At 67.0% G+C, this 11,939-nt stretch carries 12 protein-coding genes; 1 reads left to right on the top strand and 11 read right to left on the bottom strand.

Translation table 11 applies throughout. The annotated features are described in order from the left end of the window. Positions 1-153: 153 nt before the first annotated feature. The 6 genes from D7325_RS02285 to D7325_RS02270 form a co-directional block, all read right to left on the bottom strand. The gene (locus tag D7325_RS02285) at positions 154-945 is read right to left on the bottom strand and encodes an SIR2 family protein (protein ID WP_120993661.1); all 792 of its coding nucleotides are present in this window, start codon (positions 943-945) and stop codon (positions 154-156) included. Continuing rightward, entirely contained in the window at positions 945-1,493 is a 549-nt protein-coding gene (locus tag D7325_RS02280) for a non-canonical purine NTP pyrophosphatase (RefSeq protein WP_120993659.1), read from the bottom strand. The genes D7325_RS02285 and D7325_RS02280 overlap by 1 nt, the downstream gene beginning before the upstream one ends. A 266-nt stretch (positions 1,494-1,759) precedes the next feature. Next, on the bottom strand, positions 1,760-1,870 hold the full coding sequence (gene ccoM / locus D7325_RS19350; protein WP_281273480.1) for a cytochrome c oxidase subunit CcoM: 111 nt from the start codon (positions 1,868-1,870) through the stop codon (positions 1,760-1,762). Between the two features lie 322 nt (positions 1,871-2,192). Continuing rightward, positions 2,193-2,345: a hypothetical protein gene (locus tag D7325_RS19015; RefSeq protein ID WP_162987984.1), complete on the bottom strand. Its 153-nt coding sequence runs from the start codon at positions 2,343-2,345 to the stop codon at positions 2,193-2,195. After that, the gene (locus D7325_RS02275) at positions 2,342-2,947 is read right to left on the bottom strand and encodes an alpha-ketoglutarate-dependent dioxygenase AlkB family protein (RefSeq protein WP_120993657.1); all 606 of its coding nucleotides are present in this window, start codon (positions 2,945-2,947) and stop codon (positions 2,342-2,344) included. Before D7325_RS02275 ends, D7325_RS19015 begins: the two co-directional genes overlap by 4 nt. 52 nt (positions 2,948-2,999) lie before the next feature. Beyond that, complete coding sequence (locus D7325_RS02270; RefSeq protein WP_120993655.1) at positions 3,000-3,290, bottom strand: aspartate-semialdehyde dehydrogenase; 291 nt, start codon at positions 3,288-3,290, stop codon at positions 3,000-3,002. Positions 3,291-3,436: 146 nt separating this feature from the next. Here D7325_RS02270 and rapA point away from each other — a divergent pair, with 146 nt between their 5' ends. Then, complete coding sequence (gene rapA, locus D7325_RS02265; RefSeq protein ID WP_120993653.1) at positions 3,437-6,283, top strand: RNA polymerase-associated protein RapA; 2,847 nt, start codon at positions 3,437-3,439, stop codon at positions 6,281-6,283. Positions 6,284-6,405: 122 nt separating this feature from the next. On the opposite strand, the gene D7325_RS02260 is transcribed toward rapA, so the two are convergent. The 5 genes from D7325_RS02260 to D7325_RS02240 all read right to left on the bottom strand — a co-directional run bounded on the left by D7325_RS02260 (position 6,406) and on the right by D7325_RS02240 (position 11,835). Then, positions 6,406-7,671 (bottom strand): Hsp70 family protein, encoded by a 1,266-nt coding sequence (locus tag D7325_RS02260; protein ID WP_120993652.1) that lies wholly within the window; start codon positions 7,669-7,671, stop codon positions 6,406-6,408. 437 nt (positions 7,672-8,108) lie between these two features. Next, positions 8,109-9,437 carry a spinster family MFS transporter gene (locus D7325_RS02255; protein WP_120993650.1) on the bottom strand — a complete coding sequence of 443 codons (1,329 nt, stop codon included), beginning with the start codon at positions 9,435-9,437 and terminating at the stop codon, positions 8,109-8,111. A 138-nt stretch (positions 9,438-9,575) separates the two neighbouring features. Further along, complete coding sequence (locus D7325_RS02250) at positions 9,576-10,172, bottom strand: O-methyltransferase (protein WP_245961992.1); 597 nt, start codon at positions 10,170-10,172, stop codon at positions 9,576-9,578. Continuing rightward, positions 10,169-10,954 (bottom strand): hydroxypyruvate isomerase family protein, encoded by a 786-nt coding sequence (locus tag D7325_RS02245; RefSeq protein WP_120993648.1) that lies wholly within the window; start codon positions 10,952-10,954, stop codon positions 10,169-10,171. The genes D7325_RS02250 and D7325_RS02245 overlap by 4 nt, the downstream gene beginning before the upstream one ends. Continuing rightward, positions 10,954-11,835, bottom strand: a complete 882-nt coding sequence (locus D7325_RS02240; RefSeq protein WP_120993646.1) for an NAD(P)-dependent oxidoreductase — start codon at positions 11,833-11,835, stop codon at positions 10,954-10,956. The genes D7325_RS02245 and D7325_RS02240 overlap by 1 nt, the downstream gene beginning before the upstream one ends. Positions 11,836-11,939 lie beyond the last annotated feature (104 nt).

Here is an 11,939-nt window from a genome sequence, read left to right as displayed (position 1 = left end):
CGATGCCGGGCCGTTCTGGCCGCACACCGAGCTAACCCGCGGTGGGCTGAAGCCCGCCCTACCGTTACGACAGGCCAGCGGCGCGGGCCGTTCCTCCACCCGAGCACCGGCTATCCGTCTCGGGCGCCGCTGCGGTCAGGCGAGGCTGCACGCTCAATCCTCGACCAGGTCCTGCATGAACCGGCAGAGCGCCAGGCCGGGATCGTCGATTTCCGAGGACAGCATGCGAATGCCCCATTGGCTGAGGATTTCTTCCTGCACCGGGTTGGGCTTGTGGGAAAAGACGTAGGAGATCGGCCGCACACCCAGTCGCTCATGACGGCTCCAGATCTTCGACAGCTTGTGAAACAGCAGGCGAATGTTGGTATCGGACAGGCTGTATCCGATGAAGAGCACCGCCTTGCTCAGGGTGTCGGCCCGCAGCTTGATATCCAGCGGCGTCTCGAATTGCAGGCGTTCGTAGTAGCTGGTTTCGTCGAGGACGATGGTCGAGTCGTCATCGAAGTCGCCGTGAAACTTGATGATCTGCCGCACGCCGTCGCGCGCCTTGGCCAGATCGCTGGCATTGGCGATCTTCACGTAGTCGACGTCGTAGGCGTCGTGCGCGTATTCCAGCCAGCGGTCGTAATTGGTGGTGTAGATCGAGGCGAAACGGCCGTGAACGATCATGCGGTGAATGGCCGACTCGCGAATGTCGATGTTCCGGTGCCACTCGCGGTCCATCCAGCTGCGCAGCCCGCCGATGTTGCCCTTCTTGATGCGGTAGTACTCGGCCAGCGAGAGGAAATTGCCGTAGGTGCCGAACACCTCGGGGTCGTAGTCCAGCTGCAGCGCGATCTGGTCGACCAGCCGGCGCCAGGGCGGCAGGCCGATGTTGGCCGATACGCCCGAGCCGACGAAGAGGATCAGTTGGTCGCTGCGGTAGGCCTCGCGAAGCCGCTCCATCAGTTGGCCCTCAGGAAGCTGGCGAAGGCCTCCAGCGCGCGGCGGCGCATGGACAGCTCGTTCTTCTGCTCGCCAAGATCGGCCAGGGTGCGGTCGTAGCCTTCGGGCACGAACACGCTGTCCCACTGGGACGACCGGTCGGCCGCCGGTTCGGTCACGATCCGCCCGTCCAGCCGACCTTCGAAAAAGTGCCGCTTGCGACCGTCGCAGTAGCCGATCACGCTGCGTGCGGTGGCGCGCGGGTCCTCGAATTGACCGATCAGCGCGGCGAAGCGCTCGGCCTGCAGCATGTCCCACAAGCGCTGCGTCAGCCCGCCGGGGAATCCATTCAGGCTCGGGATCTCCAGTCCGCTGTATTCGACGAACACCGGCTTGCCCAGCAGGCGGAACGCCGCCAGCAGGTTGATGTCGGCGAGCTGCTCGATGTCATCGCTATGCAGCTCTTCGTGTTCGAGCGGATACGCGCGCACGTCCAGCCCGAGCGTCGCGGCGATATCGCAGACCTCCCGGGTCTTTCGTTCGTTGCTGCAAGCGAACCTGATCTTCACGGCTGCATCCGTCGTGGTCCCTCTGATAGGACGCTCTTGCCCGGATGGGGTTCGGGCTGCCGGTCGGCTGGCGGACGAGGCTCATCGCGCGCTCATTTATGTCGCTGAGCGCCTGCACAATGGCGTTTTCGTGTCAGGACGCTGGGCTGGCGTCGACCCTGAGTCTCCAGGCTCGCCGTGCGAAGCCGCTTGAGCGCCGAAAAAGGAGCAAAAAAAGGGCGACCGAAGTCGCCCGAATTGCCTTGCGTGCTCTGTGCATTGGCGAACTAGCGCTTCTTGTGCGCGTCCTGCCAAACGAAATATCCAAACCCGCCGAGAAAGGCCACCATCAGGCCGACCGTTACCACCCCTGCGAGCACCACGTTATCGACGAACATGACCCTGTCTCCTGCGCCACTTGCGCGTTTCGATGGGTGAACGTTAACCGCGGGCCGCGCGACAAAAATTGACGAACGTCAATAGCCGCAACGAGGCGATGAATAACGAGCCTTTCCAGCTGATCTGGATCAACGAAATCGGGCTTCGGCGGCGACGATGGCGGTACCCGCAAGGGGGCGGCCACCGTGACCCAGCCGCTGGATGACCGAGTCGAACCGCCGGCTAGGAAGCGGTCTTCACAGCGGTGGGATCGGCATGGCTCGTTCGAGCCTCATCGGGTGAGAGCGACAGGCGTCGCGTTGCGGGCGCGCGGTGGCGGTCTCAGCGCTTCTTCTTCGGCTTGCGCTTCTTGCCCGGCTTGAGTGGCAGCGCCTGTTCGAACGCCTGGCGCAGGTCGGCCAGGCGCCGGTCGTTCAGGTCGTGAATGCGCTTGCTGCGTTCAGCGGCGAAATCGATCAGCTTGTCGTCGCTCATGAAGTCGGCTCGGGATTGATCAGGCGGAAAGTGAGGTTCAGGCGCGGCGCAAGCACCTTGCGGCTGCGGGCGATCTGGTGCTGCCAATGATGCTGCGTCGCGCCCGCCATGACCAGCAGCGAGCCGTGCGCCAGTACAAGCGAATGACCGATGGGCTGCGTGCCGCGCCGGCGCAGATCGAAGCGGCGGCTCGCCCCGAGGCTCAGGGCGGCGATCACCGGCGCAGGTCCGAGCTCGGGCTCATCGTCACTGTGCCAGCCCATCGCGTCCTGCCCATCGCGATAGTGATTCAGCAACACGCCATTGAATGGCACGCCGGTGGTGGCCTGAACGCGAGCGCGAATCTCGGCGAGCAACGGCGTCCAGGGCAGCGGCGGGTGATAGAGCCCCGAATACCGGTAACCGACCTGCGGATCGCCGTACCAGGCCACCTGGCGCGGCACCGGGTGTTCGCGGCCAAAGACCTTGACGCGCGGCTGCTCCCACGGCGTCTGCGCCAGCAGGGTCGCCAGCCAGCGGTCGGCCAGGGCGGGCTCGACCCACTCAGGCCAGTAGTAAAGGTCGGCATCGGGCAGCATCGGCACGTCCTTATCGGCCTCCATGCTCATTCGATCGCCAACGACCGCGGCAGAGTGCCGACGCGGGCCACCGGATTCACGCCTCGGTGTCTATCCACAGACCCTGCCGGGGCAACTCGGCGAGTGCCTCGCGGTCTTCTGCCTCGGTAGCACCGGTTGCCAGTTGCTCGGGCGTATAGCCGCGACGGCGACGACGGCGTTGTTCCTCGCGCAGGCGATCGGCCGATTCCTCGGGGCGGCGCTGGTCGAACCCGACCGAGCTGTCGCTCGCAGCGGGCTGGACCGGCGCGACGGCCGGCTGATGGCTGATACGGGCGACATCCTGCGTTGCAGGCGGGATGGCACCGGTCGGAAGGGTGGGCAGCATGGCGTTCTCCTGTCGCCGCACGGCATGGACACTGGGCGAGTGTAACGGGACGACTCCCGGCGATCCGTTATCCGGTCGGCATCCGCCATCGCCGTGACGGTGTCCTTCCGTTACCATAGCCGGCTTTTTTCACAGCGGGAGGCAGCATGGCGCAGCAGTATCTACCGGGGCAACGCTGGATCAGCGATAGCGAAGCAGAACTCGGCCTCGGCACCGTCCTTACCCAGGATGGACGCATGCTCACCGTGCTCTACCCCGCCACCGGCGAAACCCGCCAATACGCCACGCGCAGCGCACCGCTGACCCGCGTGCGCTTCGTGCCCGGCGACGAGATCACCCACTTCGAAGGCTGGAAGATGACCGTGCGGGAGGTCGAGGACGTCGACGGCCTGCTGGTCTACCACGGCCTGACGGCGCAGAACGAAGCCCGCACCCTGCCGGAAACCCAGCTGTCGAATTTCATCCAGTTCCGCCTGGCGAGCGACCGTCTGTTCGCCGGACAGATCGATCCGCTGAACTGGTTCGCCCTGCGCTACCACACGCTCGAACACCAGAGCCGCCAGCTGCAGTCATCGCTCTGGGGTCTGGGCGGTGCCCGGGCGCAGCCCATCGCGCACCAGTTGCACATCGCCAGGGAAGTCGCCGACCGCATCGCCCCGCGGGTATTGCTCGCCGATGAAGTGGGCCTGGGCAAGACCATCGAGGCCGGCCTGGTGATCCACCGCCAGCTGCTGTCGGGCCGCGCCAGCCGCGTGCTGATCCTGGTCCCGGAGACCCTGCAACATCAGTGGCTCGTCGAAATGCGCCGCCGCTTCAACCTGCAGGTGACCCTGTTCGATGCCGAGCGCTTTGCCGAGAGCGATGCCACCAACCCCTTCGAGGATGCGCAGCTCGCACTCGTCGCGCTCGACTGGCTGAAGAACGACGAGCGCGCACAGGATGCCGCCTTCGCCGCCGGCTGGGATCTGCTCGTGGTCGACGAGGCGCACCATCTGGTCTGGCACCCGGAAGGCGCCAGCCCGCAGTACCAGCTGGTCGAGCAACTGGCCGAAGTCATCCCCGGCGTGCTGCTGCTCACCGCGACCCCCGAGCAGCTTGGGCAGGAAAGCCACTTCGCGCGCCTGCGCCTGCTCGACCCGAACCGCTTCCACGACCTCGAGGCCTTCCGCGCCGAAAGCCTGAACTACCGCCCGGTCGCCGAAGCGGTGCAGGAGCTGCTGGACGAAGGCCGTCTGTCCGAAGGCGCCCACCAGACCATCCAGCAGATGCTCGGCAGCGAAGGCGAAGCCCTGCTGACGGCCGTGACCGACGGCGACGTCGAGGCCAGCGCCCGCCTCGTCCGCGAGCTGCTCGATCGCCACGGCACGGGCCGCCTGCTGTTCCGCAACACCCGCGCCGCAGTGCGGGGCTTCCCCGAGCGCGAGCTGCACGCCTACCCGCTGCCCTGCCCCGTCCAGTACATGGAGCTGCCGCTGGGCGAACATGCCGAGCTGTACCCGGAAGTCAGCTACCAGACCCTGCCGGAGGTCACCGACGACGAGCGCTGGTGGCGCTTCGATCCGCGCGTCGAGTGGCTGATCGACCAGCTCAAGATGCTGAAGAAGTTCAAGGTGCTGGTGATCTGTGCGCACGCCGAGACGGCGCTGGATCTGGAAGACGCGCTGCGCGTGCGCTCGGGCATCCCGGCGACCGTGTTCCATGAAGGCATGAGCATCGTCGAGCGCGATCGCGCCGCCGCGTACTTCGCCGACGAAGAGTTCGGTGCGCAGGTGCTGATCTGCTCGGAGATCGGGAGCGAGGGCCGCAACTTCCAGTTCGCGCACCATCTGGTGCTGTTCGACCTGCCCGCGCACCCGGACCTCTTGGAGCAACGCATCGGCCGCCTCGACCGTATCGGTCAGAAGCATGTCATTCAGCTGCACGTTCCCTACCTGGAGCCGAGCCCGCAGGCGCGCCTGTTCCATTGGTATCACGAGGCGCTCAACGCCTTCCTGGCGACCTGCCCGACCGGTAACGCCCTGCAGCATCAGTTCGGCCCACGCTTGCTGGAATTGCTGGACGAGGGCGAGGACGACGCCTTCCAGGCGCTGCTCGTCGACGCGCGCGCCGAGCGCGAGCGGCTCGAAAGCGAGCTGCACAGCGGTCGCGATCGCCTGCTGGAGCTCAACTCCGGCGGTGGCGAACAGGGTCAGCAGCTGGTCGAGGACATCCTCGAGCAGGACGACCAGTACCGCCTGCCCATCTACATGGAAGAGCTGTTCGACGCCTTCGGCATCGACAGCGAGGACCACTCGGAGAATGCGCTGATCCTGCGTCCCAGCGAGAAGATGCTCGACGCGAGCTTCCCGCTGGGCGACGACGAAGCGGTCACCGTCACCTACGACCGCGAGCAGGCGCTGGTCCGCGAGGACATGCAGTTCCTCACCTGGGAACACCCGATGGTGCTGGGCGGCATGGACCTGGTGCTGTCCGGCTCGATGGGCAATACCGCGGTCGGACTGATCAAGAACAAGGCGCTCAAGCCGGGCACGGTGCTGCTCGAACTGCTCTACGTCAGCGAAGTGGTGGCCCCGCGCGCCTTGCAGCTGCACCGCGTGCTGCCGCCCATGGCGCTGCGCTGCCTGCTCGACGGAAATGGCAACGACCTGGCCGCCAAGGTGGCCTTCGACACGCTCAACGACCAGCTCGAAAGCGTGCCGCGCTCGAGCGCCAACAAGTTCGTCCAGGCGCAGCGCGACGTACTGGCCACGCAGATCGCTGCGGCCGAAGCCAAGGTCACGCCCCGCCACGCCGAGCGCGTCGCCGAGGCGCAACGCCGCTGGCAAGCCAACCTCGACGAAGAAATCGCCCGCCTGACCGCCCTGCAAGCCGTCAACCCCAGCGTTCGCGACACCGAGATCGAGGCGCTACGCACACAGCGCGAGGAAGGCATGGCGATGCTGGACAAGGCCGCGCTGCGGCTCGAAGCGATTCGAGTGCTGGTCGCCGGCTGAGGCCAGCATTTCCAGGCATTTCGGCGCATCGCTACGCACCCCGCCCCACGACCTGTAGGGCGGGCTCAGGAGCGCAGCGAACAATCCGCCGCCGTCCTCGGGCCAGGCGAAGGCGCCAAGCGTCACCCGTAGCGCTTCTTCGCTTCGATCGCCAGGCCGCTGCCGATGCTGCCGAAGCGGTTGCCCTCCACCTGCCGTGCCTGCGCGAACCGTTGTGCCACTTGCTGGCGAAGCGCAGGAATGGCGCTCGAGCCACCGGTGAAGAACAGGGTGTCCACCTGGTCCGGCAAGACGCCGGCGCGCGTGAGCAGCTCGGCGATGCTCGCATCGATACGCGCCAGCAACGGCGCGAGCGTCTGCTCGAAGGTCGCTCGCGTGAGCAGCACCTCGAGCGCGGGCTCGATGCGTTGCAGGTCGATGCGGTGCGCCTGCGCCTCGGTCAGCGCGATCTTGCCGTCCTCGACCTGCATCGCCAGCCAGTGGCCGGCACGCTGGTCGATCAGCCGGAACAGGCGATCGATGCCGGTCGGATCGACGATGTCGTAGCGCATGCTCTGCAACGAGCGCTGCGACGCCGCCGAGTACACCGCATTGATCGTGTGCCAGGTGGCGAGATTCAGATGGGACGCGGTCGGCATGGGCGCATCGCTCTTCATCCGGCTGCCATAGCCGAACAGCGGCATCACGCCGTGAAGGCTCAATTGCTTGTCGAAATCGGTGCCGCCGACGTGCACGCCCCCGGTGGCCAGCACGTCGTCCCGGCGGTCGTCGAGCCGACGGCGTTCGGGGGACAGCCTCACCAGCGAAAAATCCGAGGTACCGCCACCGATGTCGACGATCAGCACGCGCTCCTCGCGCTCGATGCGCGACTCATAGTCGAACGCCGCCGCGATCGGCTCGAATTGAAACGACACCTCGCGAAAGCCCAGCTTGCGAGCGACGGCGGCCAGGGTGTCGGCGGCTTCGCGATCGGCTTTTTCGTCGTCATCGACGAAAAACACCGGACGGCCGAGCACCACCTCCTCGAAGGCTTGACCGGCCGCCGCCTCGGCGCGCTGCTTCAGCGTCCCGAGGAACAGGCCGAGGATGTCCTTGAACGGCACCGCGCTGCCCAGCACGGTGGTTTCGCTCTTGAGCAGCTTCGAGCCGAGCAGACTCTTGAGCGAGCGCATCAACCGGCCCTCGTAGCCCTCCAGGTACTCGGCAAGCGCCTGTCTGCCAAAGACCGGGCGGCGCTCTTCATGGTTGAAGAACACCACCGACGGCAGGGTCGGCTGGCCCTGTTCGAGGGCGATCAGCGGATCGGTGTCGGGGCGCCACCAGCCAACGGTGGAATTGGAGGTGCCGAAGTCGATGCCGCAGGCGCGGGCGGGGGTGTCGTGAAACATGCGCGACGATCCGGTCGTAAAAACGGCCGCGCAGTGTACGCGAGCGCCGCGCCCGACAGGGCCCGTCATGACCGACGACATGGGTTCGCGAGGCGAGACCCGCACCTATCGCTGGCCCACCCTACAGCGGGAACCCGCAACCGCTCGATACGCGATTGGCGGTTGCCCCGGCGAAGGAAGAGACAACCTCTGGGCTGCGATGGAACGCGTAGGGTGCATTCGCGCAGCAATGCACCGGAAGTTTCGCAGCGGCGTGGCCTTGGCGGATTGTTCGCTGCGCGCCTGATCCGCCTACATCGCCAGGCTGGCTGTGTAGGGTGCATTCGCGCAGCAATGCACCGGAGGTTTCGCAGTGGCGTGTGACCTTGGCGGATTGTTCGCTGCGCGCCTGATCCGCCCTACATCGCTAGAACCCGTTACACCGGCCCGGCCCTATCTCAGGCCGGTACCGCCGCTGCCATGCCGGCCTTCATCGTTCGGGCGTCGTGACCGAAGCTGCGGGCGGCCTGGAGCAGGAAGCCCATCGTCAGCAGCAGCGACGCCGGAATCAGGTACATGGCGTCATGCAGACCGACGGCCTTGTGGGCCTCGCTCAGGGCGCTCGCCCCTTCCGCCAGCATGGCCGCCTCGGCGAAATGGTCGGACAGCAGCCCCACCACCACCGGGCCGAGTCCACCACCGAGCAGGTAGAGCCCGGCGAAGAACAACGCCATCGCCGTGGCCCGCAGGCGCGGCTCGATCACATCCTGGATCGCCGTATAGACGCAGGTGTAGAAGTTGTAGGAAAACAGCCAACCCACCGCAAACACGGCGATGAACACGGCCACCTCGATCCGCCCGGCCAGCAGCGCGTAGCCGGTGCACAGTGTGGCGATCAGCATGCTGACGGCGGCGAACAGCAGCCGGCCGCGCTCGAAGCGCTCATGGATGCGATCGGCCAGCCAGCCGCCGAGCGTCAGACCGACCAACCCGGTCAGCCCGACGATGATGCCCGTGGCGACCGATGCCTCGGTCAGCGGCACCGCGAAGTAGCGCATCAGCATCGGGACCATGAAGGCGTTGCAGGCGTAGGTCGCGAAGTTGAACGTCAGGCCCGCCAGGGTCAGCCACCAGAAGGTGCGAATCGCCAGCACCCGGCGCAGCGGCTTGTCGATCGGCACCTGCGAAATTTTCACCGACTCGGCCGCGCCGCGCTGCGGCTCGCGAATGAAGAACATGAACAGGGCCAGCACGATGCCGGGAACCGCCGCGATGAAGAACGGCGCGCGCCAGCTGTCGAACGCCTGCACCATCGCGCCGACGGTGAAGAACGCCAGCAGCAGGCCCAGCGGCAGGCCAAGCATGAAGATGCCCATCGCGCGGGCGCGCTTGTGCGCGGGAAAGAGGTCGCCGATCAGCGAGTTGGCCGCTGGCGCGTAACTCGCCTCGCCGACACCGATACCCATGCGAATGAGCAGGAAGCTCCAGAAATTCCAGGCGAAGCCATTGACGGCGGTCAGGCCGCTCCAGGCCATCAGGCCCCAACCCATGATCGTGCGTCGCGCGCCGGTGTCGGCCATCCGCCCCAGCGGAACGCCGGCGATGGCGTAGACGATGGTGAAGGCGGTGCCGATGAGGCCGAGCTGGAAATCGCTGAGATTCCAGGCCAGGCGGATCGGCTCGTTGATGATCGCCGGAATGGTGCGATCGAAGAAGTTGAACAGGTTGGCCAGAAACAACAGGAAGAGCACGCGCCAGGCGTTGCTGGCTTGGGTCGAGGGTTGCATGCGATCGGTCTCTTGTTCTTGTCGGTCGCCAGACACCCAGCGTCTGGCGCCACGCACTCTAGGGGCGTTCGCCTGCGGGTGTCTGCCACCATTCGCCGGCCTTATGCCCGGCGATGCGACCGGCCGGTCCGAGCCGCGCTAGAGCGGTTCGCGCACGGCGAGGAATTCGCCCTTGCCGACAGGAACCAGACTGGTGGTGAAGGCGTCGTCCGCTTCGACCGCGGCGATGAAAGGCGCCATCTCGGTGGCATGCGACACGGCGTTGTCCACCACCAGCAGGCCGCCAGGCCGTATCAACGCGCGGACCCGTGGCCACCAGGCGAGATACTGGCTGCGCTCGGAATCGAGAAACAGCAGATCCACCGAGGCATCCGGTAACCGGGCGAGCACGGCCGCCGCCTCGTCATGCATCAGCTCGATGCGCCCGGCCAACCCCGAGCGTTCGAAGGTACGGCGCGCCTGTTCGACCTTGTGCGCGGCACGCTCCACCGTGACGACACGGCCACCGGTGGCAATCGTGGCTTCGGCCTGCCAGAGCGTCGAATACCCGTTGGAGGTACCGACCTCGACGATGCCGGCGGCCCGCGTGGCGCGCACCAGCAGCGCGAGGAACTGACCGGTGTCTCGGGTGATGTTGAGCAGGCGCGCACTACGCTCGGTGGCCGACGCGTCGTGCTCACGGCCGAAGCGCTCCAGCTCGGCCTTGAGCCTGTCCAGCCCGGCGGGCATGGTCATGGGCGCGCCTTCCAGGCGTCGAGCCAGGCCAGGCTCGCGGCGGTGCCCTGCGGGCCGGGATGGTATTCGGCGCCCAGCCAGCCGGCATAACCGACCGCATCGAGCGCCGTGAAGGCGGCCTCGAAATCCGTCTCGCCGCTGCCCGGCTCGCCCCGCTCGGGGCAATCGGCGAACTGCACGTGACCGATGCGCCCACCGAGCTGCCGCACGCAGGCACCGATCTCCAGGCCCTGGCGAGCCATGTGGTACAGGTCCAGCTGGGCGAGGCAGTTGGGATGATCGACGCGACGCAGCAGCTCGTCCAGCTGCTCGGCGGTGTTGACCAGGTAGCCGGGCATGTCGAACGGGTTGATGGCCTCGCACAACACGGGGATGCCCAGCACCGCGAAGGCCTCGGCCGCCTTGCGCAACCGCTCGACCAGCACATCCAGCGCCTCGGCGCGCGTCACGCCGTCAGCCAGACGACCGGCCAGCACGTTGACGTGCGCCGGACGCGTCATCGCGGCGTAGGCCAAGGCGTCGTCCAGTGCGGCGTCGAATTCCGCCTGGCGCCCCGGAACGCCCGCCAGGCCGGCCCCACCCGACATGAAGTCGCCGGCCGGCAGGTTGATCAGTACCAGCGGCAAACCGGCACGCTCGAGCGCCTCCTTGAGCCGAACGGCGGCCAGCTCGTACGGGAACTGGATTTCCACGCCATCGAATCCGGCCAGGCGCGCAGCCAGCACACGGTCGATGAGCGGTTGTTCGGTGAACAGCAAGGACAGGTTGGCGGAAATCTTCATCAGCGGCGCTCCCGGAACAGTTCGACGAGGGTGGCGGGGTCACGTTCGAGATGGCCATGACTGCCATGCAGGCGCATCAGCTGCGCGGCCAGACCGGTCATCGGCGTGGCGCCGCCCTGCTCGCGCGCGAGGCCGGTCGCGGTATCCAGGTCCTTGAGCAAGGTGCGCACGTGCCACTTCACCGGTTCGAACTCACTGGCCGCCATCTGCGGCGCGAGGATCTGGAGCGGCTTGGAATCGGCGAAGCCACCGGCGAGCGCCGTGGCCAGCAGCCGCGTATCGACGCCGGCGCGTTCGGCCAGCGCAACCACCTCGGCGATCACCAGCGCGTTGCAGGCGACGATCATCTGGTTGCAGGCCTTGGTCACCTGGCCGGCGCCCACCTCGCCCATGTGCGTCAGGCGCTGGCCGAGATGCATCAGGATCGGGCGCACCCGCTCGATGTCCTCGGCGCGACCGCCCGCCATGATCGCCAGGCTGCCCGCCTCGGCGCCTGCCGTACCGCCGGAGACCGGCGCGTCGACCCAGCGCATGCCGCGTGCCGCCAGAGCCGCGGCCATCTCGCGCGTGGCAGAGGGTTCCAGGCTGGAGTGATCGACCAGCAGCTGCCCCTCTCGCGCACCCTCGACGATGCCGTTCGGCCCGAACACGACCGCTCTCACCACGGCGGTATCGGCCAGGCAGAGCAACACGATGTCCGCCGCGTCGCAGAGCGCGGCCGGGGTGTCAGCGACCTGCGCACCCAGCGCCACCAGCGGCGCGCACTTGTCGGGCGAGCGGTTCCATACCGTCACGCGATAGCCCGCCGCCAGCAGGCGCCTACACATCGGCAGGCCCATCAGGCCGATGCCGGCAAAGGCAAGAGAGGGCAACTCAGACACGGGCAATCTCCTGTAAGGGCGCAGTGGCGAGTGTAGCCCGCCGCGCCCGCCAGGCAACGCAACGGGCCGGTCCGCTTGCCGGTCGTGCGGCGGCGCCACATAAT

The organism is Stutzerimonas urumqiensis (assembly GCF_003640395.1).
GTDB lineage: Bacteria > Pseudomonadota > Gammaproteobacteria > Pseudomonadales > Pseudomonadaceae > Stutzerimonas > Stutzerimonas urumqiensis.
This window is presented reverse-complemented; position numbering and strand designations above follow the sequence as displayed.

Bases quoted from the DNA above. Each gene is read 5' to 3' on its own strand.
- D7325_RS02285 (WP_120993661.1), bottom strand. From the start codon at position 945: ATGGAGCGGCTTCGCGAGGCCTACCGCAGCGACCAACTGATCCTCTTC.
- ccoM (WP_281273480.1), bottom strand. From the start codon at position 1,870: ATGTTCGTCGATAACGTGGTGCTCGCAGGGGTGGTAACGGTCGGCCTG.
- D7325_RS19015 (WP_162987984.1), bottom strand. From the start codon at position 2,345: ATGAGCGACGACAAGCTGATCGATTTCGCCGCTGAACGCAGCAAGCGC.
- D7325_RS02275 (WP_120993657.1), bottom strand. From the start codon at position 2,947: ATGGAGGCCGATAAGGACGTGCCGATGCTGCCCGATGCCGACCTTTAC.
- D7325_RS02270 (WP_120993655.1), bottom strand. From the start codon at position 3,290: ATGCTGCCCACCCTTCCGACCGGTGCCATCCCGCCTGCAACGCAGGAT.
- rapA (WP_120993653.1), top strand. From the start codon at position 3,437: ATGGCGCAGCAGTATCTACCGGGGCAACGCTGGATCAGCGATAGCGAA.
- D7325_RS02260 (WP_120993652.1), bottom strand. From the start codon at position 7,671: ATGTTTCACGACACCCCCGCCCGCGCCTGCGGCATCGACTTCGGCACC.
- D7325_RS02255 (WP_120993650.1), bottom strand. From the start codon at position 9,437: ATGCAACCCTCGACCCAAGCCAGCAACGCCTGGCGCGTGCTCTTCCTG.
- D7325_RS02250 (WP_245961992.1), bottom strand. From the start codon at position 10,172: ATGACCATGCCCGCCGGGCTGGACAGGCTCAAGGCCGAGCTGGAGCGC.
- D7325_RS02245 (WP_120993648.1), bottom strand. From the start codon at position 10,954: ATGAAGATTTCCGCCAACCTGTCCTTGCTGTTCACCGAACAACCGCTC.